Here is a 22,240-nt window from a genome sequence, read left to right on the forward strand (position 1 = left end):
TACCTCCTTCTATCCTGTCTAGTAAAATCTATGACAAAAAAGAAGAGGCTAGAACCTCTGCCTAATGGGTGTAGGCACTGCTGTTATTTTTATCAACTTTGGAGTGAAGTGCTTCATTTAAGCCATTTGCCAATACATTCGCCATATCTTCAATAAATGTATCTACTTCTTTCGGAGTGACCATTAAATTATGTCCAAGCGGCGAAAGCACTTCATGAATGAGTCTTCTTTTATCCTCCTCTATCAAAGTTCCTATCACTCCAAGAAACTGCTGACGGTGTTCTTCTCCCGGCAGATCCTCTTCAGTCAGAACCTTTCTTTCCCCAAAGCTCATTCCTGCAGGAGTCAGCGATCTGGACGGCTTGTCACCTTCACGCATTTCCCTTCCAAAATGCTTTAAAATATAGTCAATGGTGTCACTCGTAATAGAGACCGCATCAACGACAGTCGGTATACCGATGGCAATAACAGGAATTCCGAGCGTCTCCTTGCTGAGTTCCTTACGCTTGTTGCCAACCCCTGAGCCCGGGTGAATACCCGTGTCTGATATTTGGATGGTTGTGTTTACTCTCTCAAGTGCCCTTGCTGCCAGTGCGTCTACTGCAATGACAAAATCAGGCTTGCTTTCTTTAATCACTCCTGAAATAATATCGCTGGTCTCGATTCCGGTAATGCCCATAACACCCGGCACAATCGCTGAAACGGACCGAAAACCCTCCTGAACGCTTTCCGGCTGAAGGTTAAAAAGATGTCTTGTGACCAAAAGATTCTCCACCACAATCGGCCCGAGAGCATCTGGAGTTACATTCCAGTTTCCAAGACCAACTATAAGGCATGAAGCATCTTTTTTTATTTTAAGAAGTGACAAAAAGGCGCTGAACTCTCTTGCAAAAATCTCAATCACTTTTTGCTGAAGCTCTGAATCTTTCTCCCGGATACCCTGTACTTCCAGAGTGAGGTATCTTCCCTCTCTTTTTCCTGTCATTTCTGTTCCTTCTTTTGTAATTTCCACTATGGATATTTTAATGCCGTTCTCTTCTTTTTCTTTATAAATTACTCCCTTAATATCTTCTCTTTCATCATTTTTTGCTTTGCCCTGCTTTTCGATGGCCATGCTCCTTGCCTCAATTGCCAAATCTGTCCGTATAGCATACTTGCTCAAGTCGAGCTTTTTTTCCATCATATTTCCTCCCTTTATTCTTTGGCTTTATTTTTGCCAAGTACCGCCAGAATCATTCTGTTTACAGCTTTCAATGTATTTTCCTTTACAAGAGTATTGCAATCTGAGGGAGGCTTTGATAAAATATCTCTTGTTCTAACTGTTTATGATTGATCGAGCGAAATAGATCTCGATTGCTTTTTTAGGAGGTGAAACAGATGCCAAATATTAAATCTGCTATTAAACGCGTAAAAACTAACGAAGAGCGCCGTGCACATAATGCAACACTTAAGTCTTCAATGCGTACTGCCATTAAAAAAGTTGAAACGATTGTTACTAACAACGACGCTGAAAATGCTTCTGCAGCTCTTGCTGATGCTGCTAAGAAGATTGACAAAGCTGCCCAAAGCGGTGTGATTCATAAGAACACTGCGGCTCGCTACAAGTCCAGCCTAGCTAAAAAAATTAACGGTCTTTCCGCATAATAAAAACGATCCTCAACAGGGGATCGTTTTTTTTATGCGTATTTCAGAAGAAACAGTTCCAGTGCGAGCCTCTTCTCTTTTTTTCCTGTTTTAATTTCATAGTCAGCTTCTGCTAGATCATGCAGAATGGCATTCAGCTGCTCTGCAGTAAAATGCTTTGTCTGTTCAGAAGCAAGCTTTACTCGAAAAGGGTGCACCTTCAGCGCACCGGCTATTTGATTTTGACCGTAGCCTGATTGTCCAAGCTGCTTCACCTGAAAAACCAATCTGAACTGCGACGTCAGAAGATGCAGAATTTTTAAAGGCTCCTCATTGTTTTTTAGGAGATCATAAAAGATTTGCAGCGCCTTTTCCGTTCTCTTGTGAACAGTATGGTCAATCAGGTCAAAGATGTTCTGCTCTAGACTCCGCGCAACCAGGAGATTCACCATGTTCTCAGTAATTTCTTCCTCTTGGGCAGCAAATGTCGTTAATTTAAGTATTTCCTGATGAAGAATCATTAAATTTCCCTGAGTAAGCTGCAGCAGCTTTTCCACAGCCTGCCCCGATGCAGTTTTCCCTGTGCTTTCCAGCAATTCTCTTGCCCAGCTGAAGAGCTCCCGGTCTGAAAGGGAGTTTGCCTCAATGACAGCAGATTCTTTTTTAATTAATTTCGTAATTTTTCGCCGTTCATCAAGTTTTTCATATGGAGCAAAAAAGACTAAAACTGTGTACGGAGGAGGTTCTTTTATGTATGCTTCAAGCTTTTCAATATTGTGGTTTACCTTCTCCTTGCCTTTTTCAGCAGTAAGAAAATAAGGGTTTTTTACAAGTACTATTTTTTTATCTCCCATAAACGGAATCGTCTCTGCATCTTCTAAAGCAGCATCCACCGGTGATTCCTCCATATCATAGACAGATAGGTTAAAATCACGATCTTCAGGGGAAAGTACAACTTCTGTCAGCTTCTGAACCGTTTCCTGAAGCAAAAAGCGTTCCTTGCCAAATAGAAGGTAAACATGCTGAGGCTTATTCTTTTTGATATGTTTCCATGCTTCCGAAATAATCATTAAGGGTGCAGTCTCCAATCACAGTGAGTTCCCTTTAATCCTATTCAAAAACTCCTATTTTGACAAGGGGGAGAATCAAACAGGAATGTAAATTCAGAAGGGAGCCGGATGTAGTCCGGCCCCTTCCATTTATATAAAAACGTTTTGCCCCAAGCCCCGGGTATCTTGCAGCAAAACGATTATCCCGCTTACAGATATTCTTCCCTGCATATAGAAAAAATGTACTGTGTAAATGTTTACATACGGTTGGATGAAAACGGAAACAGTAATAGATTTTTTTTATACAATACCTTATACTTATTATGAAATAGGAGGGGTAACTGGTGAACGAATTTGAGAAGAATGTGCAAAGTAAACGAAATGACGCTGTAGATTCCGGTGTCGGCTTTATTGTTTCTTTCGGCTTTTTTGCCACTATCTTTGTGATTGGAACGGTCATTCATCTAATTGGATCCTGAGAAGAGGCTGCCATCCGCAGCCTTTTTTCATTTTGGATATACTGCATCGTATGGGGGATGAACAGAAAAGGTTCCATTGCTCTCCTGAAACACAAACTCAACTGCCCCGTCACTGTCTGTCCGGTAGATAGTGATTTCTCTTTTCTTCAGTTTGTCCAGCACCTCGCTGTGAGGGTGGGCGTACCGGTTATTTCTTCCTGCAGAAATAACCGCGGTTAAAGGCTGAATGTGATTGAGAAACTCATCTGAAGTAGATCCTCTGCTCCCATGATGCCCAACTTTTAAAACATCCGCTTTCAACTTCGGGTATTTTAGCATCAGCTCTTTTTCTCCTTCATTTTCAAGGTCGCCGGTGAACAGCCACCTTTTTCCCCCTGCAGCTGTATACAGCACGAGGGAGTCATTGTTTTTGCTATCGCTGCTTACTTCCGGAGATAGCACATAAAAGTCAAAATACTTCCCACTCAAAACCTCTCCTCTACTGACAGTTTTCACAGGAATGTTTTTGATCAGGGCCTCCTTCAGCAACTCAGCTTCCAGCTCTCCTCTCGCGAAATCTTTCGGTACAATAATTTCTTCCACTTTTATACTGTTCAGTACCTTGACGGCTTCTCCCATATGATCCATATCTCCGTGCGTAAGAATTAAAGCATCCAGCTTTCTAATGCCTTTAGACCGAAAAAAAGGTGTCAGGGTGCTGCTTTCGATTGAATACTGAGTATTCTTTCTACGCCATTCCTCCTGCTGAAACGTAAGAGTTCCACCCGTATCAATCAAGTAATTTCCTTTGCCGTACGGCGCCCTTAAAAAAATGGCATCTCCCTGGCCTACGTCAAGAAAAACAATTTCACCGGTATTCGTAAACTTCTCCAAATGATAATGAAGCATAAAAGCTGAAGCCAGCAGCAATGCTGCCGAAGCCCCAAGGAACCTGCTTTTTATTTCTGCAGACAAAAGCAGCAGCACCGACAGACAAATGTAGAGAAACAGGAGGATGGGATGAGGCTTCCCCATTATGGTGAATAGCGGCAGCCCTGCAATCTTGAGGACACCACTGTTAGTCAGGAAAATCAATTTGTCCAGCACATATACGAAAAGATCTCCTGCTGAAGGAAAAGCAGCTGACAGTGCAACAGTGATAAGGGAAAATGGGAGAATGATGACAGAATAGAGGGGTACAAATACCATATTAAGGAACATGCTGAAAAAAGAGAAGCCCGAGAAATGGTGCAGCAGCAAGGGGACAGAGCCAATTTGGGAAATGAGGGATACCTTAAAAGACTGTATCCAAAAAGAGCCTCCTCCTTCATTCACTATGTTAGCTGAAACAATCAAAACAAAACTGACCACAAACGATAGTTGAAATCCTGCATGAAATAAGCTGTAAGGATCAGCTGCCAGCATCAGAATAAAGGCCAGTCCAATAACATCTGCAGCAGAAAGCTTTTTTCCCAGGATTTTCAATAACAGATACAACCCTGCCATTAGAGCGGCTCTTGTCACAGATGGAGCCCCTCCAGCAAGGAGAGTATAGACAGGCAGAATGATCAGCAAGAGAATTCTTGCCCTTTCATGCGTCATACCGGAGCGGATCAGCAGATAATACACGGCACCCAGCAGAATTCCCACATGAAGCCCCGATATCGCCAGCAGATGAATTAAACCCAGCTCCTGATAGGCTTTGCTGACTTCTTCGTGAATGTGGTATCTTTCTCCATATACGAGTGCTTCCACGATACCCCTGCTATTTTCAGGAAAAGTGCGTGAAATATGGGAGATGCCAAGATGACGGAAATGGGAGATGGAAAAGTGCGATGGAGCTGAACAACCTTCTATACTTGTGATACGAAGGATAAAATGAATTTTTTTGGAATAAAGATAGTTTCTGTAATCAAAAGCATGAGGATTTGATGGTGATTTCGGAGGTTCATACGAGCCGCTGATACGGCAGCGCGTGCCGGGAATCAGCTTTTTGAGGGCGCTTTGTTCCTCAATTGAGGAAATTTTATAAGAAAGGGCAAAGATTTCTCCAAGTTGATTTTCAGCTGTTCCGCGGAAGGAATCGCCGTCAATTCTTGGTATGGATGTTAAGGAATATACATCTGCAGCAGTTCCTCCCTGTTCCAATGAGATATTCTGAGAGTCATACCAGCCGCTGTAAAAGAAGAATATCAGATAAGCGAGGAGAAGCATAATGGCAAGCAAAACGTTTTTTTGCAGGATGACAGTTAGCAAAACAAGAAGGAGGAGCGCACATACTGCAAATGGTGCAAAGGCCGAGAGAGCACCTGCAGTTCCAAGTGCCGATACGGCCGCAAGGTAAACAATTTTTCCCTTCAAACGCTTGCTCCTCTCTTTTGCTCAGTTCTCAATACTTTCAGGGAATAATCGCTGAGCCCGCTCATACAATTCATCCAATTCTGTTTCCATCTCACTGCCATCCGCAAGCCGTCCCAATAATTCCTTTACTAAAGCCGCTCTCTGTTCATTCTTTGCATCTGAATGAGTTCCGTTAAAATCAATATGCTTCACTTCTACCCCCGACTGTTTGAAAAGCTCCTCTGCATAAGGGTGATTTTTGTAAGGCATGGCATAATAAACAGATGAGATTCCCGCCTGAATGATGGCTTTGCAGCATTGCAGACAAGGAAAATGAGTAACATATATTTCAGCCCCTGCTGTAGGGACGCCAAATTTGGCACATTGAAGCAGCGCATTCATTTCAGCATGAATGGTTCTGACACAATGATTGTCAATGACATAGCATCCATCGTCTGTACAGTGTACGCCTCCTGCTATCGAGCCATTGTACCCTCCTGCAATAATTCTTTTATCTCTGACTATGGTGGCACCAACTGCAAGCCGAGTACAGGTGCTCCGCAGTGCCAGCAAATGGCTTTGCGCCAAAAAATACTGATTCCATGAAATGCGTTCCATTTTCTTACCCCCGTTATAGATTCTTTTATAGTGTAGCGAGTGATAGCAGCTCTAGTCAAATTGTTATTTCACTGCAATATTTTCCTTTAATTTTTCAAATGATTTTTCTCCTATTCCTGAAACCTTCTTGATATCTTCAATGCTAACAAACCCTCCATGCTCTTCACGATACTGTATAATGGCGCCTGCTTTGGCAGGCCCGATTCCCGTGAGGCTCTGGAGCTCCTCTTGAGAAGCGGCATTAATGTTTACCGTCTTCTTTTCCTCTCCCGCACTTTCAGCTTCCTGTCCCCATAGAGGGGGAAGACCATGCATTTCCCCGATTGCCGGAACATACAAAACAGACCCGTCTTCCAGCTTTTGGGCTAGATTAATAAATTTATCGTCTGCAGCCTCATGCAGTCCGCCCGCAGCCTCAATTGCATGAAAAGCCCTGCCGCCCGAGCTAATCTGGTATACCCCTGGAGTTTTCACAGCCCCTTTCACATCAACCATAATGAGCATATCCTTCTCTTTCTGTTCAACTGTAAGCTCCTGTATTTCTTCAGAAGTTACTGTAGTCAGTTCTTCAAACTCTTCTTGAGGTTTATTTGCATTGTGCTCTCCACTTCTCCAGAAAACAATACATACAATACTGACGAACAACAATAATAGCGCTAGCAAGATTTTATTTTTTTGAAGGTGCTCCATAACGCCTCCTGATTTAACATATTTGACTAAAGTCATTCATATCGTTTAGGAGAGAGAATGTAAAAGAAGGAGGGGAACTGCCATTGAATGTGGGATTTATAGGGACCGGAAATATGGGGCGTATCCTCATTGAAGCTTTTATTGAATCAAGAGCACTGCAACCCTCACAAATTTTTATCACAAACAGGAGCAGCGAAAAAGCGCAGGCATTGCAGAATATATATTCCAATATCACCATTCTTGGATCAGCAGAGGAAGTTTGCAAGTCTTCTGATATTATTTTTATTTGCTTAAAGCCTCTGGATATTTACCCTTTGCTCATCAGTCTGGCTCCGATATTAAAAAAGGAACAGTGCGTGGTATCAATCACCAGTCCAATCAAGGCAGCGCAAATTGAATCTATTGTAAACTGCCAGGTAGCCAGAGTGATTCCCAGCATAACCAACCGCGCTCATTCAGGCATATCATTATTTACACTTGGCAAAAGCTGTTCCACTAAAAGAAAGGAAGAGCTGGAGCTCTTGTTCAGCAGAATTTCGAGGCCCGTGCATATAAAGGATGATGTAACAAGGGTGTCCTCTGATATTGTAAGCTGCGGACCGGCATTTTTCAGCTATCTTCTGCAAAGATTCATTGATGCAGCAGTCAGGGAAACAAACATCAGCAAACCTCAGGCAACAGAGCTGGCAAGCGAAATGATCATAGGAATAGCGAGCCTTTTGGAAGACGGCCTTTATACGCTTCCTGCTCTTCAGGAAAAGGTGTGTGTTAAAGGCGGGGTAACCGGAATCGGAATAAACGTGCTGGAAAATGAATTGGGAGATGTTTTTGAAAATTTGTTTCAAGGTACACACAGAAAGTTTGATGAGGATATAGATGAGGTTCAGCAGCAGTTTAATGGAACGTCCATTTCACCTTAGTACAATTCTCCGGCTGCTTCGATATTCCTCCTTTAGAATGCAAAAAAAACCATCTTTTTGATGGTTTTTTTCGTGAGGTTATTTAGCAGCAGTAAAGAAAATTCTTTCAGATAGCTTATCAGGCTGCTTACCATATTGAAAGTCAGCGCTGACATTACCGCCGGAAAATCCTGCATTTTTCAAAAATGACAAATAGTCACTCACCGAAAAAGTCCGCTGATAGTGGGTTTCATCAAATCTTTCATAGAAACCTTCTTCACTTCTAACAAAAAAAGAAAGTTCATGCTCCACACTGTTTTGGAATTCACCCTTGAAAGAATTCCATATGTAGCTTATATCCTCAGATGAATCTGCAAAAGTGTTCTTTAAATAGATTTCGTTGATTTTGTATTCTGAATGAACATCAAAGATCAGAACGCCGCCTTTTTTCAAAGCGTTAAAAGCCCCTGTCAGGGCTGAAACTACATCTTCACGGGTCTCTAGGTAGTTGAGGGAGTCACAGCAGATACAAACAGCATCAAACGTATCTTCCACACCTTGAAGCTCCCTCATGTCCTGCTGAAAAAAGGGAATATCCTGGTTGTTCTCCATCGCCTTTCTGCTGGCAGCAGCAAGCATCTCTGCACTAATATCAATGCCTGTTGTTGCAAAGCCAAGCTTATACAGCATTGTGGTAATTTCTCCAGTCCCGCATGCTACATCCAGCACCTGCCTGCCTCCACTGCTGCCCTCTGCCTTCATAGCTTCCACAATAAAGCTGGTCCACAGCTCGTATGGAGCTTCTGACATTACTTCATCATAGACAGCAGCAAAGCCTTGGTAAATCATTTTTGAAGCACGCTGTCCAGGTCAGCATGAGGAGCATCGCCCCAAAGTCTTTCAAGATTGTAATAGCCTCTTTCTTCACGGTGGAACACATGCGCTACAACATCTCCCAGGTCAACGAGCACCCACCTTGCTTCATCAAAGCCTTCCATTCGCTTTACCACATATCCATTTTCTTCTGCCTGATCTTTTATTTCCCTTGCTATCGCCTGAACCTGTTTATCAGAATTCGCATGACAGATAAAAAAGTAGTCAGCAATCAATGAAATTCCTTTCATGTCGAGGGCAATCAAATCTTCTGCTCTTTTATCATCGGCGGCATTAGCTGTAATGGCTAATAAATTTGTTTCTTTCATATATGCATTCAATCCTCCAGTTTAGTTATCACAAGGTCATTGTAAGCAGCGAGAGTATCAGGGTAGATTCCCCTGTTTTTTTTCAATAAAAACGATATCGTATTGCTGACAGTCTTTAATAGCGCCAAATCGAGGTCCTGGAAAGCCAGTTCCCTGACTTCCTCAACACCTGTAAAGCTTCTGCCGGGCTCTATATAGTCTGCTACATATACAATCTTTTCAAGCAGAGTCATACCTGATCTTCCGGAAGTATGGTATCTGATGGCGTTTAAAACTTCTTCGTCATGTATACCTGCTTCATGCTGAACAAGGTAGGCACCTACAGGAGCATGCCAGAGTTCGTGGTGATGAAAGAGAAGATCAGCCGGCATCTGCTTTTCCCTTATCAATTTTTCCATTTCTTTTTTAGGACGGAACTTGGCATAATCATGAAATATAGCAGCAAGCTCAGCCTTTTTTTTGTCAGCTCCGTACAGCTCTGCGAGTTGAACAGCAGTATCCATCACGCCGATTGTATGCTGAAAGCGTTTCTCAGTCAGCTGCGGCTTTACAATCCCCAATGCAGCATTACGTTCCATAAAGTGAATTCTCCTCAATATATTTCTTTACCCCGATAGGAAGCAGGTAATCTGTATTCCTCTTTTCAGAAAATTTCCTCCTGAGCATGGTTGAAGAAATATCAACAAGAGGAGCATCAACAAGGATGACCGGGTATTTTGTTTCAGTACGATAACCCGGCCTGTTGACGCCAATAAACTTTACCTGTTTTACAAGGCTGTCAATATCTCTCCATTTGGGAAGATATTCAATCATATCAGCACCAATGATAAAGTGAAATTCATGCTGAGGATATTTTTCTTTTAGCAGCCTGACTGTATCATATGTATAAGAAGGACCCTCCCTCGCAAGCTCTATGGGCTCTGCTTTAAATGCTGCATTTCCCTCCAAAGCCGCATTCAGCATGTTGAGGCGGTGCTCACTGCCGGTAAAACCAGCACCTTGTTTATGAGGGGGAATGGAGTTTGGCAGAAACCAAACCTCTGAAAGCTGCATGGCGTCCTTCACTTCGCTCGCCATAATAAGATGTCCTATATGGGGCGGATCAAAAGTGCCGCCAAACAAACCAATTCTGGCCAAACATTACCCCTCCCTGCTTTCATACGATTTCCTGCAAAGATGTTTTAAGGAAGTTTTATTTGCTGGTTTTCTTTTGACTTTTTATACAGGACAATTGTGTGGCCGATTACCTGGACAAGCTCTGCCCTGGTTCCTTTTACAAGCTGTTCAGCTACAGTATCTTTGTCCTCTTCGCAATTTTGCAGCACGCTGATTTTAATCAGTTCACGCGCTTCCAATGCTTCGCCAATCTGTTTAATCATATTTTCATTCACTCCGCCTTTTCCAACCTGAAAAATAGGCGTTAAGTGGTGTGCTTCCGAACGTAAAAAACGTTTTTGTTTACCAGTTAACATGTAGTACCTCCTAAATTATCCAAAACAATTCTCTCCATACCTTTTTTATCTGGAATTCTATCGGTCCAGATTTCAAACGAAAGGGCAGCCTGGTTCACAAACATGCCTACACCGTTTACAGTTTTCAGCCCTTTTTCTTCCGCCTGCTTTAAAAGCTCGGTAGTAATAGGATTATAAATGATATCACTAACAATACATGTTTTTTTTGCATTGTACAAACGGATCGGGGATTTGCCGGCATGGGGCTTCATTCCAATTGAAGTGGTCTGAATAATCACATCATATTTTGAAAGTATGTCTTCAGCCTCCTGTATAGCAAGCGGCCTTCCAAAAGTACCTGCAGGATTCAGCTGGATTAGTTCTGCAGCTTTTTCAATCGTTCTGTTGCAAACATCTATAGAGCGGCAGCCTGCATGGGAAAGCGTATAAAAGATCGCCCTCGCTGCTCCTCCTGCTCCAATAAGCAGGATGTTTTTCCCTTGAAGTTCGCCCGCCTTCTCCTTCAGTGACTGAAGATATCCCTGTCCATCAGTATTATAGCCAATCAGGCGCCCTCCGCTGTTTTTCACCGTGTTGACTGCGCCCGCCAGCTCTGCTGATAGATCAAGTTCATCCAAGTAAGGAAGAATGGCTACCTTATGCGGAATTGTAACATTAAAGCCCGAAATTCCCAGTGCTCTCAGTCCTGCTACAGCTTTCTCCAGCCCTTGGGGAGAAACAGGAAAGGCATGATAATGCCCACTAATATTTAATTCAGAAAAAGCGTGATTATGAATAGCCGGTGACATTGAATGTGACACAGGCCACCCAATCAGACCATATAATTTTTCCACAGAAACCCCTCCATGCTATATCAGAGATTTTCTGATTGTAACATTTACTCCCTTTGGTGCATAGGCTGTTATTTTCTTATCCGGTTCATTCACTGTTACCCAGCCCAGTCCTGAAAATACAACATCTGTTTTAGGCTCTTTAATGGTAAAATGATGCGCCGTCAGTTCTGGGAAAGTATCAAGCTGATCTTTTCGGGGCGGCTTCAGCATATCACCCGCATGCTTTTCATAAAGAGAATCTGCATTTTCAAGCTTTGTTCTGTGTATATCAATTTCAGCAGGAACATGGCAGACCAAGGAGGTTTTTCCTCCCTTTAAATAATCAAGTCTGGCAAGGCCGCCGAAATATAAGGTTTGCTCCTCATTCAGCTGAAACACTTTTGGCTTTATTTCTTTCTTGGGAGAAAGCAGCTTCAAATCTTTTTTATCTACATAGTGGGCCATCTGATGATGATTGATGATCCCAGGGGTATCAAACAAAGCGGCGCCATCTGATAAAGGAATTTCAATCATATCAAGCGTAGTTCCCGGATAATGAGAAGTTGTGATAACATCTCCCTCGCCGGTAACTTCCTTTATCATTCTGTTAATAAAGGTCGACTTCCCTACGTTGGTGCATCCGACCACGTAAACATCGCCATCTTCCCTGTAATGGTCAATCGCTTCTGCAACTTCTTTTACACCAATTCCCCTTGCAGAACTGATTAAAAACACGTCTACAGGCTGTAGGCCGAGCTCCTTTGCCTCTCTTTTCATCCAGTTTATCACTTTTGAATGCTTAACTGACTTAGGAAGGATGTCCACTTTATTGCCGACAAGCAGGATCGGATTTCCACCTACAAAGCGGGGCAGCCCAGCAATCCAGCTTCCGTTAAAATCAAAAATATCAACTATTTTCACAATCAGGCCTTTTGTGTCGCCAATTCCATGAAGAATTTTCAAGAAATCCTCATCTGTCAAAGAAACATCCTGAACTTCATTGTAATTTTTCAGCCTGAAGCAGCGCTGACAGACAATTGTTTCTTTTTCCAGGCTGCCGGCAGGCACATAACCAAGCCCTGACGGATCCTCCGATTGTACTTTCACTCCGCAGCCGATACACGTAATGTCTTCCATCTCTATTCTTCCCATTGAATCCATCCTTTTCTTTTTAAGCTTCTCATAATATTTCTCTCAATTTTTCTGTTGATTCTTGTAAAAAATCCGTCTGTCGAAGCAACAGGAACAACAAGAATCGTATGAAAACCGCTTCTGTTTCCACCCAGTACATCGGTCAGCAGCTGGTCGCCTATGACTACCACTTCATTCTTTGGCAGTTCCATTTCCCTTGCCGCTCTCCGAAAGGCCCTTCCAAATGGCTTTCTTGCTTGAAAAATAAATGGAATGTCAAGCGGCTCCGAAAAAGCTTTCACTCTTTTCTCTACATTATTGGAAACAATCGTAACCTTGATTCCATTTCTCTTCATTTCTTTAAACCAGTCAATCAGGGCAGGTGTTGCATCAGGCCTGTCCCATTCGACCAGCGTATTATCCAAATCAGTGATAATCCCTTTAACGCCTCGCTCTTTCAGCTTAAGAGGAGAGATATCAAATATATTTTTAACGTATTCTCCAGGCAAGAAGTTTTTTAACAAAGCTAACACCTCTGAATTTCATATTTACCAAAGTACATCTTATCCGAAAACTGTTCTTACTTCAAAACCATTTTGACAATTAGCTATTTAGAACAAAAGTTTTTCGACAAATTTAATTGTTCTTCTACAATGTGGATAAATTTATGCACATGATCCACCCTTTAAATTTCCATTTTCTACAACTTTATAAACATGATGCCCACAGCTTATCCACCCCTGTCTGTGGATAAACAGAACGATTGTTCCTTAAATTAAATCGTGGTAGATTGTAGAAAGAAAGAAATAACCTAAGAATATATGCTTATAAAAAATATTTTATTACGCTCGTTGATAGGAGGTGTGAGCCAATTACTTGGCTACCTGGCATGAGGAAACTATCGGACGAACTGCTAATCGAATCATATTACAAAGCAACAGAAATGAAATTAAGTGAAGACTTTATAGAACTGATTGAATCGGAAATCAAGCGCCGCTCGCTGAACCATGTACTGACACTTTCTTGAAGTGCCTGCAGAGTTCAGCTTCTTTTTTTTAGCAAAACACTGCACTTATACCAAAACAGAGGCTATTTCTTCCCCCATTTTTACTTCAGATTGTACCTGCAGCCCTGGTGAAAGCCTGAATCTGTCTTTTTCAAACAGCAGCACCACTGTGGAGCCAAAAGAAAAGTAGCCCATTTCTTCCCCCTTTTTCAAGGTTTTAGATACGTGTGTTGTTTCAATTGAATTGATAAACATTGCTCCTACCTTTATGACTGCTGCATGTCCTCCATTCAAACCGCAGACCATTTCGGTGACCTTTCTGAAGTTTCTCGACAGCGGCGCTTTACCGTATGTCAAGCCCCACCGGTTCACCGGGTAAGAAGCGGATCCCAGATTATATTGCTCGGTAATTTCTCCGTCAATAGGGCTGTGAATTCTATGATAATGCCTGGGGCTCAGATAAAGGACGATAAACTGCCCTCCAATGTACTTTTTTGCAAGCTCCTTGTTTTCCAACATTTCTTCAATAGAATATTGCTGATTTTTGACAACAATAGAAGAGTGTTCGGAAATTGTACCGAATTGCTCGGCAACAGCATCAACCGGACTGCTTACACTCTCGGTGAGAGCGGAAATCTGTCTGCTTCCGATTTTCAGTTCTCTGATAAACAAATCATGCAAGGACGTGTACTCTGCAATATTTTTGCCCATCTCCTCTTGTTCAATCATAAAAAGCTTTGCATAGGAAGGAATCATTCTTTTGCTTAGCTTTGACTTTGAAAAGGTCATAAGCCCTTTGGACAATGGGAGTGAATTGGTTAACTCGATGAATGACTGATATATTTTCTTGCGCAATTTTTAACCTCCATGTAAAATATTATCTTTACGTTTTGCTAGTTCCTGTTTACAATGGTAAATAAATCATCTATTTTGGTTTTTATAAAAAGGAGCGCTTCCATGATCATTTCAGAATATGTTGATCTGACGATAAAAAAGCTTAAGGCCAATTTTGCAAACTTGATCACTCTTACAAATCTTGGTCTTGGCGGTTATGCCATTATCTTTACTCTTAGAGGAGAATTTGATTTAAGCCTGCTGCTTATTTTTATCGCAGCACTGGCAGACCGTTTTGACGGAATAGCAGCGAGAAAGTTCAATATTGAATCTGAACTTGGAAAACAACTTGATTCAATGAGTGATATTATATCATTTGGTGTTGCCCCAGCACTACTGCTTTATCAAGGAATTTTATATGACCTGGGTGCACCTGGAATATTCTTCACTGTTCTTTATATCCTTTGCGGTGCATTCCGCCTCGCAAAATTTAACGTTACAGAGAGCAATGGTTATTTCACAGGCCTGCCAATCACAGCCGCAGGATGTGCTGCTACGCTATCCTACCTTGCATCAGCCGCTGTTCCCGCCGTATTCTATCTGTTCATTTTGATCATCCTCTCATTTTTGATGGTTTCGCCATTCAGAATAAAAAAAGTATAAAAACATCTTTCAAGTGTTTCAGACTGTAGACAAAACTCGGTGAAAATCGAGCGTGTCTACAGTCTTTTTGTATAGTGTAATAATGACCTCCGAATAAAGATGTTTAAGCAAGGAAATAGAGAACAAAAAAAATCAATAAAGAATCTTGTGGGAATTTGTTCACGTTCATTAAACAGATAGTCATCATCACTGGTCACCTCTAGAAAAAATGGGTGATTCAGTGTAATTAGGAAAATCGGGATAGTCGGGACCCTGGACTGAGCTCAGTTAGGAAAAGCGGCTCGGACCCGCCTGCGGGAAACGTCCACCAGGAGTGAAGATCCAACCACATTGGTATTCCATCTATATTTTAAAATGAAATAAACCGTAGGCTATTCGAAGTCCTCGAGTTTGCCTACGGTCTGAACAACTATCAGGTGTTTTTTTAGCGGCAGCAATAAAACCAATAGCTTCCTCCAAAAATCAGAAGAAGAACAAACAACACGATGAACAATGCATACCAATAGCCTGCTACCGACAAACCATAGTAACCAAAGCCGGAAGGACAGTATGATGCAGGTCCCATCCTCGGAGCCCTCCCTTCACTGGACTATATCACCACATTATGCGTGACATCCCTAAGGGGTATAGGCTGGTCACTCAGATGATTGCTGCAAAAATTGCTGCAAAACGCCTGATGCCATAATCCCATTGTAAAGCTCTCTGGCTCCTGAAGGGGTTAAGTGGTTGCCGGAAGGGTCAATCAGCCCGGATGACAGCAGAGCCTCGTCTGAGCTTTCTCCTGCAAGATCTATCAGGTTCCACCAGTGATCAACTAGCACTGCTCCCTCCTCCCTGGCAGCCTCCCTCGTCAGGTCATTATAAGCATTATGCCACTGCCTCGCTCCCCCTCCTGCCTCAAACCACTTCCTGTCATATCTGGAATAATAATAAGTATCTGTTCCGCTTCCTTCGATAACTGGCAGACAGGTCATTAAAACGGGTTCAGCCCCAATTTTTCTTATTTCTTTTGTGAAATATTTTAAATTCCGTTTGAATCTTGTTTTATCCACTCTTGGAAGCCCGCTTGGCAGCATGGCTGCATCATTGGTTCCAAACATGATAAAAACCAGATCAGGCTTTTTGGAAAGCACATCTTTTTCAAACCTTTTCAAAGCATCCTCAGTCGTTTCTCCGCTAATGCCCGCATTATGGATCATCAGATTCCCGCTGTATGCGGTATTAATCAGGGTTACCCATTTTTCCTGCTGGGGATATTGCCTGATCTTCCAATTAGCCCCCTGTGTATTGCTGTCTCCAAATGCTACAATTTCTATTTCTCCCTTGTTTCCCATCGTACTGCAGCCTCCCAATATGTAAATTAAAAATACAGCGTATATGATCCATCTTTTCACATTTATGCTCCGCCTATCATCATTCAATTAACTACCCAATAAGATAACTGATCATCTTCTTGGAGTAAAGTTTTTTATCCGCCCTTGTAACTCATTATGAACTTATTCACTTGTACAGACACAAACCTCCCTGGCACCGCATACATATGAATTACTAGGCATTTGCCCAAATACAGCAAGCAGATGAAAGCGGAGGTGGAGGTATGTCAGGAGTGTTAACAGCTTTAGGATACTTCTTAAAGGAATTAGTGTTTTTAGTATCTTACGTGAAGAATAATGCCTTTCCACAACCATTGTCAGCCAGTGATGAACGAAAGTATTTAACCTTAATGTCAGAGGGAGACGAGCAGGCTAGAAATTTGCTGATTGAACACAACTTAAGGCTGGTTGCACATATTGTCAAGAAATTCGAGAATACAGGAGAAGATTCAGAAGATCTTATTTCAATAGGAACGATCGGTCTGATTAAAGCAATTGAAAGCTATTCCCAAGGAAAGGGAACAAAGCTGGCCACTTATGCGGCAAGGTGTATTGAAAACGAAATACTGATGCATTTAAGAGCATTAAAAAAGACGAAAAAAGATGTCTCGCTGCATGATCCAATCGGTCAGGATAAAGAAGGAAACGAAATCAGCCTGATTGATGTGCTGAAATCAGAGAACGACGACGTAATTGATACAATTCAGCTGAACATGGAACTGGAAAAGGTTAAAAAGTTCATCGGAATTCTGGATGACAGGGAAAAGGAAGTGATTGTCGGCAGATTTGGACTTGATCTTAAAAAAGAAAAAACACAGCGTGAGATTGCCAAAGAACTAGGCATATCCAGAAGCTATGTGTCCCGAATTGAAAAAAGAGCACTAATGAAAATGTTTCACGAATTTTACCGGGCGGAAAAAGAAAAGAAAAACTCAACATAATCATGAGCATATAAAAGGCAAAAAATACTTAAAAACATCCCGACAGGAAATCGGGATGTTTTTCATTCAGCTGCCCGTCTTCTTTCCTGCCCTATATACAGCAAGAAAAAAGGAGCCCTGCAAAGCCGCATTTTTGGCTTAACGGGGCTCCTTTCGGCAATTTCTTCTCCCTTTGACTAGAAGCTGTCCCTCTTGGCATTTAAGTACATCAACAGTTTCATTCTTAACTTCATCATGTATCCTCACCCTTTCTCCTTGAATTAGCGTTCATTATTACTGATAGAAATATGTGTCAATCTGCTTTTGTTTTGCTTTTTCCATTAATTGCTGAACATACTGGTCTTTTTGGTAATCTTCAATAGTTTTGTTGCGGTTGCTGATGGTAATGGTCACAAAAAATAAATTGATGGTCATACATATTCACCTCCTTCAGATATTTTCATCCTTCATGCACGCAAAAAGGCCGCATTTCAGAGCGGCCTTTTTACTGCATGTAAAAGCCACAGGCTTATTCGGCCTGCGGCATAGATGTAAGATGAATAATCCCTGTCAAAGGTAAGGGAAAGTTCAAGAAATGGTCATATGCCGGTCGAATAAGTTACTTAATGTAATTGTTTTATTAGCTGCTGCTGAGTTGCTTCTCATCATGTTATTCGACCTCCATTTCAAATTTTGTTCTCATGGTAATTATATCCACATCATCAGAGTTTGTAAACTACTTTCTGGAAAAAAACAGCCCATTTTCCAAATATGGAAATTATAATGCAGAGGGCTGAGAAAGATGGAAATAATCAGCAGGAAGGCTGTTTTATATTTCTAATCAGCTTTCTGCTCTGCATTTACAGTACGAAAATACCCTTTGCTGTCAGCAAAGGGCAGGGTACTTATTCAACTGCTTCATCATCAATCATTTTTTTATATTTTAAAGATTTTTTAAAAAACAGGAACGAGCCGCTTAAAAATACGCAAACAGTTGTCATCATCAATGTTACCTGCAGCTGAGCCAAGTCTCCGGCTGTCGGAAGAATCAAGCCAAGGTACAGATACACACTGACTGCAAGCAGTGTAAATGCGTAATACTTATAATCAGTCATTTTGGACGAAATTTCTTTTTTACTCATCTGCATCACCTGCTATCTAATGAAGTCTACCTTCACGATAACATATTTTAGCAGGTTCATAACCAAGCAAATTCAGCCAATTTTTAAGCAAGAGCGTTCTTTAAGTCTTCAATCAAGTCTTCAGCATCTTCAATGCCCACAGAGATTCTGATCAACCCGTCAGTAATACCGAGGTCCTGTCTGCGGTCGTATGGAATCGAGGCATGAGTCATTTTAGCGGGAAGCGAGATGAGACTTTCAACGGCTCCAAGACTCTCTGCCAATGTGAAATACTTAACCTTGCCAAGAACTTCTTCCGCCTTTTCTCCGCTTCCTACATCAAAGGAAATCATGCCGCCAAATCCGCCAGCCTGCTTTTTCGCAACGCTATGGTTCGGATGAGACTCAAGGCCTGGATAATAAACCTTTTTTACGCCCTCATGGCCCGTTAAGAAGTCCACCAATTCAGCAGCGTTGGTCTCGGTTGCTTCCATGCGAAGGCCGAGCGTTTTGATTCCGCGCATCAGCAGCCATGAATCCTGAGGCCCCAGAACGCCTCCAGTTGAGTTTTGAATGAAATGAAGGTCTTCAGCCAGCTTTGCATTGTTTACAACAACAAGGCCGCCTACAACGTCGCTGTGGCCTCCAATGTACTTTGTCGCACTATGGAAGACAATATCTGCTCCCAATGTGAGCGGAGTCTGCCAGTATGGAGTGCTGAATGTGTTATCTACAATAGTCATCAACTGATGTTTTTTGGCAATTTCAGCTGCTTTTTCAAGATCTGTAATTTTCAGCAAAGGATTTGTCGGTGTTTCTATATAAAGCGCCTTTGTATTGTCCTGAAGTGCTTTTTCAATATTGGAAAGATCGCTTGTATCAACAAAAGTAGATTCTATCCCGTATCTGTTCAGCACTTTTGTCATGACTCGATACGTGCCGCCGTATACATCATCGGTCATAATCACATGATCGCCGCTGTTAAACAGCATCATAATCGCAGTGATTGCTGCCATTCCGGAACCGAATGCAAAGCCCGCTTCCCCTTCTTCCAGGTCCTTAATCAATTCTTCGAGCGCATGCCTGGTCGGATTGCCTGTACGGGAATATTCAAATCCTTTATGAACGCCCACTGCGTCCTGCTTGTAAGTGCTTACCTGGTAAATCGGTACTGAAACAGCACCTGTTGCAGGATCTCCTACAATACCTCCGTGTATCATTTTCGTTTTCTTGTTCATGTTAAATGCCTCCTTCATAAATCTTCTTGCTGAGATAGCGTTCACTGCTGTCTGCAAAAATTGTGACTATATTAGTTCCGGGCTGTGCCTGCTGCGCCTCCAGCAGAGCTGCATGCAAAGCAGCGCCTGCAGAGCTTCCGACAAGCAGGCCTTCTTTTTGCGCAAGTTCTTTAACAAGCCTGAACGCGTCTGTATCAAGCACTGTGTGAATGGAATCAAAATAAGACTCATCCATATATTCGGGCAGAAATTCCATTCCTATGCCTTCGGTTTTGTGCGGCCCGGATTCTCCTCCATTTAAAATGGATCCTTCGGGTTCCACGATTGCCGTTTTGATCTGCGGGTTTTTTTCTTTCAGATATTTGGCTGTACCCATAAAAGTTCCGCCGGTTCCTGCACCCGCCACAAACACACCTACATCCCCTTCCAGCTGCTCCCAGATTTCCGGGCCAAGTGTTTTGTAATAGGTTTCCGGATTTGCCGGGTTGCCAAATTGCTGAGGGCAGTAGGAATTCGGAATACTGCTGTTAAGCTCCTGTGCTTTTCTAATCGCACCCTTCATCCCTTCAGAGGTAGGAGTCTGCACAACTTCCGCTCCAAGCGCTTTCATAATATCCTGCTTTTCAATGCTGAATTTTTCAGGAACACACACCATAACTTTCAGGTTTTTCTCAAGAGCTGCAAGCGCAAGCCCAATCCCGGTGTTGCCGGCGGTAGGCTCAATAATTGTGCCTCCCTCCTTCACCTTTCCTGTTCTAAGGGCTTCTTCAATCAGTTCAACACCCAGCCTGTCCTTTATGCTTCCTCCAGGATTGCAGTATTCAAGTTTTGCAAACAGCCTGACTCCCTGAGGCAGTTCAAACTTTGTTACTTCAAATAAAGGAGTCCGTCCGATTAATTGATGTACACCTCTTACTATATCCATTTCTACACTCCTCTCCCAATGAAGAATAGCTGCCGAAAAAATTCTCCGGCAACCTATCTGGCATCCTTTAGCTGTGAGGCTATTTTAAGTACAAGATCAGCTGAATGTTTGGCAGCTGTATCTAAAAACTGTTCAAAGGATATTCCTGATTCTTTCCCCGCAATATCAGACAGAGAACGAATCACTACAAATGGAACATCAAACTGATGGCATACCTGCGCAATGGCCGCTGCCTCCATCTCCACAGCGTATAAGTCCTGAAATTTAGTGCGGACAAAATCCACCCTTTCAGGATCGCTCATGAATGAATCTCCTGTTGCGATTAAGCCCTTGACTACCTGTATTCCGCTGATCTCTTCTGCCTGAGAAGCTGCAATTTTAACCAGCTCTTCTGCAGGTTTATATGCTGCCGGAAGTCCCGGCACCTGTCCATAGGCATATCCAAACGCTGTAACATCCACATCGTGGTGAACAACATTCGTGGAAATGACCACATCGCCGACATTTAATGATTGATGAAATCCACCGGCCGATCCAGTGTTAATCACATAATCAGGCTTATAGCGGTCCAGCAGTAAAGTTGTGCTGATAGCAGCATTCACTTTTCCTATTCCCGATTTTAAAAGAATCACTTCAATTCCTTTATACTGGCCGGTTGTGAACTCACTGTGCGCAATCACTTCCTGATTACGGTTTTCCAGCTTTTCTCTTAAAATTGTTACTTCTTCTTCCATTGCTCCAATTATTGCTACCTTCACTAACAAGTCAATCCCTTCAAGGAGTTATTGTTTCACTGCTTCCATGATCCACACAAATCCGTTCATCTGGGTGAACTCCACATGAAACCCGTGCTTTTCAAAAATGTTTTTCATCACTGTATGTGTTGTATAGTACTCAGACTCCAAATCCTGTGCAAGATTGTAGTATCCTCTTTGTCTGGCTTTTTCAACCGTTTCGCTGAAAATCTCCTGATTGATGAAAACAGTATCTGCAAATACTATATTACCACCACTTTGCAGCAGGCTTCCATATATCTCAACCGCTTTTTCTTTTTCATTATCTGTTAGATGGTGAAAAGCATAAGTTGAAACAATACTATCTATTTGATTTTGGGGACGTTGAAACTCCAGGAAATCTCCGTCAGTGATGACAGCTTCTCCTGAAAGCTTTGAAACAGCTATCTCTCTCATGGCGTCTGATGGTTCCACACCTGCTACATGTTTCCCTGCAGTCAGCAATTCTTTTGTAAGATTTCCGGTTCCCACTCCGAACTCGAGAACAGTTTTTCCTGAACGTTTTACAACTTCCGTTAATATTTTATCATAATTTAAAAAAACATCTTTATATTCCTCATCGTGTCCGTTTACAGTGGTATCATATGTGCCTGCCCATTGTTCAAAAAGACCTAAGAATTCTCTTCCCATTTCTCTCACACTCCACTAATTATAATAAATCCTATAAGTATACTATGAATTTAGCGATGAACTGTTCTAAATTTATCACAGGGAAAAAGAAAAATGCAATGAAAAGAAACTGGAATTACAAATAGATTTCCTCTCCCCATACATGCTATGATGTTGAGGAAAGGCAGGGAATATGATGAGTTTTCATTTTGATTACATACAGGATAAAGTTGAATTTTTTGAAGGTGTTTCTTTAAGAGATATTGAGCGGAAAATAAATGAACAGATACATCATAACAGGGCGATCCTGCTTGAGGTCCACCATGTCGCACACCAGATGCATGTAGCAGAGGACGGGAAAAGATATTATAGTGCGGTTGTTCATTTTAAACAAAAAAGATAACTATAAAAACATTTACAATCGCTCTGTTTTGAAGAACAAACTACTAAACAGACGAAAATA

The 22,240-nt window shown here is 42.1% G+C and carries 29 protein-coding genes; 7 read left to right on the top strand and 22 right to left on the bottom strand.

Going from position 1 to position 22,240, the window contains the following annotated elements; genetic code table 11:
* Positions 1 to 61 precede the first annotated feature (61 nt).
* Positions 62 to 1,183 (bottom strand): GPR endopeptidase, encoded by a 1,122-nt coding sequence (gene gpr / locus GJU40_RS04015; protein WP_154306465.1) that lies wholly within the window; start codon positions 1,181 to 1,183, stop codon positions 62 to 64.
* A gap of 194 nt (positions 1,184 to 1,377) precedes the next feature.
* Between gpr and rpsT the strand changes: the two genes are divergently transcribed.
* On the top strand, positions 1,378 to 1,644 hold the full coding sequence (gene rpsT, locus GJU40_RS04020; protein WP_154306466.1) for a 30S ribosomal protein S20: 267 nt from the start codon (positions 1,378 to 1,380) through the stop codon (positions 1,642 to 1,644).
* Between the two features lie 32 nt (positions 1,645 to 1,676).
* On the opposite strand, the gene holA is transcribed toward rpsT, so the two are convergent.
* Positions 1,677 to 2,690, bottom strand: a complete 1,014-nt coding sequence (gene holA / locus GJU40_RS04025; RefSeq protein ID WP_343031397.1) for a DNA polymerase III subunit delta — start codon at positions 2,688 to 2,690, stop codon at positions 1,677 to 1,679.
* A gap of 326 nt (positions 2,691 to 3,016) precedes the next feature.
* On the opposite strand from holA, the gene GJU40_RS04030 reads away from it, so the two are divergent.
* Positions 3,017 to 3,151 carry a YqzM family protein gene (locus tag GJU40_RS04030; protein ID WP_343031379.1) on the top strand — a complete coding sequence of 45 codons (135 nt, stop codon included), beginning with the start codon at positions 3,017 to 3,019 and terminating at the stop codon, positions 3,149 to 3,151.
* A gap of 27 nt (positions 3,152 to 3,178) precedes the next feature.
* Here the strand turns inward: GJU40_RS04030 and GJU40_RS04035 are convergent, their stop codons facing one another.
* The 3 genes from GJU40_RS04035 to GJU40_RS04045 all read right to left on the bottom strand — a co-directional run bounded on the left by GJU40_RS04035 (position 3,179) and on the right by GJU40_RS04045 (position 6,778).
* A complete protein-coding gene (locus GJU40_RS04035) occupies positions 3,179 to 5,491 on the bottom strand; it encodes a DNA internalization-related competence protein ComEC/Rec2 (RefSeq protein ID WP_154306469.1) in 2,313 nt (770 codons plus the stop codon).
* Between the two features lie 21 nt (positions 5,492 to 5,512).
* Positions 5,513 to 6,088 (bottom strand): ComE operon protein 2, encoded by a 576-nt coding sequence (locus GJU40_RS04040; protein WP_154306470.1) that lies wholly within the window; start codon positions 6,086 to 6,088, stop codon positions 5,513 to 5,515.
* A gap of 63 nt (positions 6,089 to 6,151) precedes the next feature.
* Positions 6,152 to 6,778, bottom strand: coding sequence for a helix-hairpin-helix domain-containing protein (locus GJU40_RS04045; protein WP_170289318.1), 627 nt, complete (start codon positions 6,776 to 6,778; stop codon positions 6,152 to 6,154).
* An 83-nt stretch (positions 6,779 to 6,861) separates the two neighbouring features.
* On the opposite strand from GJU40_RS04045, the gene comER reads away from it, so the two are divergent.
* The gene (comER, locus tag GJU40_RS04050) at positions 6,862 to 7,698 is read left to right on the top strand and encodes a late competence protein ComER (RefSeq protein ID WP_154306472.1); all 837 of its coding nucleotides are present in this window, start codon (positions 6,862 to 6,864) and stop codon (positions 7,696 to 7,698) included.
* Positions 7,699 to 7,776: 78 nt separating this feature from the next.
* Here the strand turns inward: comER and GJU40_RS04055 are convergent, their stop codons facing one another.
* From GJU40_RS04055 to GJU40_RS04090, 8 genes are read right to left on the bottom strand one after another with little or no spacing between them, the layout of a single operon-like run.
* On the bottom strand, positions 7,777 to 8,526 hold the full coding sequence (locus tag GJU40_RS04055; protein ID WP_154306473.1) for a class I SAM-dependent DNA methyltransferase: 750 nt from the start codon (positions 8,524 to 8,526) through the stop codon (positions 7,777 to 7,779).
* A complete protein-coding gene (gene rsfS / locus GJU40_RS04060) occupies positions 8,523 to 8,879 on the bottom strand; it encodes a ribosome silencing factor (protein ID WP_154306474.1) in 357 nt (118 codons plus the stop codon). Before rsfS ends, GJU40_RS04055 begins: the two co-directional genes overlap by 4 nt.
* Before the next feature lie 8 nt (positions 8,880 to 8,887).
* A complete protein-coding gene (yqeK, locus tag GJU40_RS04065; protein ID WP_154306475.1) occupies positions 8,888 to 9,457 on the bottom strand; it encodes a bis(5'-nucleosyl)-tetraphosphatase (symmetrical) YqeK in 570 nt (189 codons plus the stop codon).
* The gene (locus GJU40_RS04070) at positions 9,447 to 10,016 is read right to left on the bottom strand and encodes a nicotinate-nucleotide adenylyltransferase (RefSeq protein ID WP_154306476.1); all 570 of its coding nucleotides are present in this window, start codon (positions 10,014 to 10,016) and stop codon (positions 9,447 to 9,449) included. Before GJU40_RS04070 ends, yqeK begins: the two co-directional genes overlap by 11 nt.
* Before the next feature lie 44 nt (positions 10,017 to 10,060).
* Positions 10,061 to 10,351 carry a ribosome assembly RNA-binding protein YhbY gene (yhbY, locus tag GJU40_RS04075; protein ID WP_154306477.1) on the bottom strand — a complete coding sequence of 97 codons (291 nt, stop codon included), beginning with the start codon at positions 10,349 to 10,351 and terminating at the stop codon, positions 10,061 to 10,063.
* On the bottom strand, positions 10,345 to 11,184 hold the full coding sequence (aroE, locus tag GJU40_RS04080; RefSeq protein ID WP_343031380.1) for a shikimate dehydrogenase: 840 nt from the start codon (positions 11,182 to 11,184) through the stop codon (positions 10,345 to 10,347). The genes yhbY and aroE overlap by 7 nt, the downstream gene beginning before the upstream one ends.
* A 15-nt stretch (positions 11,185 to 11,199) precedes the next feature.
* On the bottom strand, positions 11,200 to 12,300 hold the full coding sequence (yqeH, locus tag GJU40_RS04085) for a ribosome biogenesis GTPase YqeH (RefSeq protein WP_154306568.1): 1,101 nt from the start codon (positions 12,298 to 12,300) through the stop codon (positions 11,200 to 11,202).
* Positions 12,301 to 12,302: 2 nt separating this feature from the next.
* The gene (locus tag GJU40_RS04090) at positions 12,303 to 12,818 is read right to left on the bottom strand and encodes a YqeG family HAD IIIA-type phosphatase (protein WP_154306478.1); all 516 of its coding nucleotides are present in this window, start codon (positions 12,816 to 12,818) and stop codon (positions 12,303 to 12,305) included.
* Positions 12,819 to 13,183: 365 nt separating this feature from the next.
* Here GJU40_RS04090 and sda point away from each other — a divergent pair, with 365 nt between their 5' ends.
* Positions 13,184 to 13,321, top strand: coding sequence for a sporulation histidine kinase inhibitor Sda (gene sda / locus GJU40_RS04095; protein ID WP_154306479.1), 138 nt, complete (start codon positions 13,184 to 13,186; stop codon positions 13,319 to 13,321).
* A 45-nt stretch (positions 13,322 to 13,366) separates the two neighbouring features.
* On the opposite strand, the gene GJU40_RS04100 is transcribed toward sda, so the two are convergent.
* Positions 13,367 to 14,155 (bottom strand): phosphatidylserine decarboxylase, encoded by a 789-nt coding sequence (locus GJU40_RS04100; RefSeq protein WP_154306480.1) that lies wholly within the window; start codon positions 14,153 to 14,155, stop codon positions 13,367 to 13,369.
* Between the two features lie 102 nt (positions 14,156 to 14,257).
* Here GJU40_RS04100 and pssA point away from each other — a divergent pair, with 102 nt between their 5' ends.
* Complete coding sequence (gene pssA, locus GJU40_RS04105) at positions 14,258 to 14,797, top strand: CDP-diacylglycerol--serine O-phosphatidyltransferase (RefSeq protein WP_154306481.1); 540 nt, start codon at positions 14,258 to 14,260, stop codon at positions 14,795 to 14,797.
* Between the two features lie 424 nt (positions 14,798 to 15,221).
* On the opposite strand, the gene GJU40_RS20660 is transcribed toward pssA, so the two are convergent.
* Both GJU40_RS20660 and GJU40_RS04110 read right to left on the bottom strand, forming a co-directional pair.
* Positions 15,222 to 15,362, bottom strand: a complete 141-nt coding sequence (locus GJU40_RS20660; RefSeq protein ID WP_170289319.1) for a hypothetical protein — start codon at positions 15,360 to 15,362, stop codon at positions 15,222 to 15,224.
* A gap of 70 nt (positions 15,363 to 15,432) precedes the next feature.
* Positions 15,433 to 16,191, bottom strand: a complete 759-nt coding sequence (locus tag GJU40_RS04110) for an SGNH/GDSL hydrolase family protein (RefSeq protein WP_343031381.1) — start codon at positions 16,189 to 16,191, stop codon at positions 15,433 to 15,435.
* Positions 16,192 to 16,394: 203 nt separating this feature from the next.
* On the opposite strand from GJU40_RS04110, the gene sigK reads away from it, so the two are divergent.
* Entirely contained in the window at positions 16,395 to 17,111 is a 717-nt protein-coding gene (gene sigK, locus GJU40_RS04115; RefSeq protein ID WP_154306483.1) for an RNA polymerase sporulation sigma factor SigK, read from the top strand.
* Between the two features lie 273 nt (positions 17,112 to 17,384).
* On the opposite strand, the gene GJU40_RS04120 is transcribed toward sigK, so the two are convergent.
* From GJU40_RS04120 to GJU40_RS04145, 6 genes are all read right to left on the bottom strand, one after another.
* Positions 17,385 to 17,525, bottom strand: coding sequence for a YrzI family small protein (locus tag GJU40_RS04120; protein ID WP_154306484.1), 141 nt, complete (start codon positions 17,523 to 17,525; stop codon positions 17,385 to 17,387).
* Between the two features lie 470 nt (positions 17,526 to 17,995).
* Positions 17,996 to 18,232, bottom strand: a complete 237-nt coding sequence (locus tag GJU40_RS04125) for a YrhC family protein (protein ID WP_154306485.1) — start codon at positions 18,230 to 18,232, stop codon at positions 17,996 to 17,998.
* An 83-nt stretch (positions 18,233 to 18,315) separates the two neighbouring features.
* Positions 18,316 to 19,449: a bifunctional cystathionine gamma-lyase/homocysteine desulfhydrase gene (locus GJU40_RS04130; RefSeq protein ID WP_154306486.1), complete on the bottom strand. Its 1,134-nt coding sequence runs from the start codon at positions 19,447 to 19,449 to the stop codon at positions 18,316 to 18,318.
* 1 nt (position 19,450) lies between these two features.
* Positions 19,451 to 20,374 carry a PLP-dependent cysteine synthase family protein gene (locus GJU40_RS04135; protein ID WP_154306487.1) on the bottom strand — a complete coding sequence of 308 codons (924 nt, stop codon included), beginning with the start codon at positions 20,372 to 20,374 and terminating at the stop codon, positions 19,451 to 19,453.
* A gap of 53 nt (positions 20,375 to 20,427) precedes the next feature.
* The gene (gene mtnN, locus GJU40_RS04140; protein WP_343031398.1) at positions 20,428 to 21,132 is read right to left on the bottom strand and encodes a 5'-methylthioadenosine/S-adenosylhomocysteine nucleosidase; all 705 of its coding nucleotides are present in this window, start codon (positions 21,130 to 21,132) and stop codon (positions 20,428 to 20,430) included.
* 24 nt (positions 21,133 to 21,156) lie between these two features.
* A complete protein-coding gene (locus GJU40_RS04145) occupies positions 21,157 to 21,798 on the bottom strand; it encodes a class I SAM-dependent DNA methyltransferase (RefSeq protein ID WP_154306488.1) in 642 nt (213 codons plus the stop codon).
* Between the two features lie 175 nt (positions 21,799 to 21,973).
* Between GJU40_RS04145 and GJU40_RS04150 the strand changes: the two genes are divergently transcribed.
* Positions 21,974 to 22,180, top strand: coding sequence for a DUF2536 family protein (locus GJU40_RS04150; protein WP_154306571.1), 207 nt, complete (start codon positions 21,974 to 21,976; stop codon positions 22,178 to 22,180).
* Positions 22,181 to 22,240 lie beyond the last annotated feature (60 nt).

The sequence above is a fragment of the Metabacillus lacus genome (genome assembly GCF_009674805.1).
Classification (GTDB): Bacteria; Bacillota; Bacilli; order Bacillales; family Bacillaceae; genus Metabacillus_C; species Metabacillus_C lacus.

Excerpts from the sequence above, each read along its gene's own strand:
- gpr (WP_154306465.1), bottom strand. The coding sequence starts at position 1,183 with ATGATGGAAAAAAAGCTCGACTTGAGCAAGTATGCTATACGGACAGAT.
- rpsT (WP_154306466.1), top strand. The coding sequence starts at position 1,378 with ATGCCAAATATTAAATCTGCTATTAAACGCGTAAAAACTAACGAAGAG.
- GJU40_RS04040 (WP_154306470.1), bottom strand. The coding sequence starts at position 6,088 with ATGGAACGCATTTCATGGAATCAGTATTTTTTGGCGCAAAGCCATTTG.
- GJU40_RS04045 (WP_170289318.1), bottom strand. The coding sequence starts at position 6,778 with ATGGAGCACCTTCAAAAAAATAAAATCTTGCTAGCGCTATTATTGTTG.
- GJU40_RS04055 (WP_154306473.1), bottom strand. The coding sequence starts at position 8,526 with ATGATTTACCAAGGCTTTGCTGCTGTCTATGATGAAGTAATGTCAGAA.
- rsfS (WP_154306474.1), bottom strand. The coding sequence starts at position 8,879 with ATGAAAGAAACAAATTTATTAGCCATTACAGCTAATGCCGCCGATGAT.
- yqeK (WP_154306475.1), bottom strand. The coding sequence starts at position 9,457 with ATGGAACGTAATGCTGCATTGGGGATTGTAAAGCCGCAGCTGACTGAG.
- yhbY (WP_154306477.1), bottom strand. The coding sequence starts at position 10,351 with ATGTTAACTGGTAAACAAAAACGTTTTTTACGTTCGGAAGCACACCAC.
- yqeH (WP_154306568.1), bottom strand. The coding sequence starts at position 12,300 with ATGGAAGACATTACGTGTATCGGCTGCGGAGTGAAAGTACAATCGGAG.
- sda (WP_154306479.1), top strand. The coding sequence starts at position 13,184 with ATGAGGAAACTATCGGACGAACTGCTAATCGAATCATATTACAAAGCA.
- pssA (WP_154306481.1), top strand. The coding sequence starts at position 14,258 with ATGATCATTTCAGAATATGTTGATCTGACGATAAAAAAGCTTAAGGCC.
- GJU40_RS20660 (WP_170289319.1), bottom strand. The coding sequence starts at position 15,362 with ATGGGACCTGCATCATACTGTCCTTCCGGCTTTGGTTACTATGGTTTG.
- sigK (WP_154306483.1), top strand. The coding sequence starts at position 16,395 with ATGTCAGGAGTGTTAACAGCTTTAGGATACTTCTTAAAGGAATTAGTG.
- GJU40_RS04120 (WP_154306484.1), bottom strand. The coding sequence starts at position 17,525 with ATGACCATCAATTTATTTTTTGTGACCATTACCATCAGCAACCGCAAC.
- GJU40_RS04125 (WP_154306485.1), bottom strand. The coding sequence starts at position 18,232 with ATGAGTAAAAAAGAAATTTCGTCCAAAATGACTGATTATAAGTATTAC.
- GJU40_RS04130 (WP_154306486.1), bottom strand. The coding sequence starts at position 19,449 with ATGAACAAGAAAACGAAAATGATACACGGAGGTATTGTAGGAGATCCT.
- GJU40_RS04135 (WP_154306487.1), bottom strand. The coding sequence starts at position 20,374 with ATGGATATAGTAAGAGGTGTACATCAATTAATCGGACGGACTCCTTTA.
- GJU40_RS04145 (WP_154306488.1), bottom strand. The coding sequence starts at position 21,798 with ATGGGAAGAGAATTCTTAGGTCTTTTTGAACAATGGGCAGGCACATAT.
- GJU40_RS04150 (WP_154306571.1), top strand. The coding sequence starts at position 21,974 with ATGAGTTTTCATTTTGATTACATACAGGATAAAGTTGAATTTTTTGAA.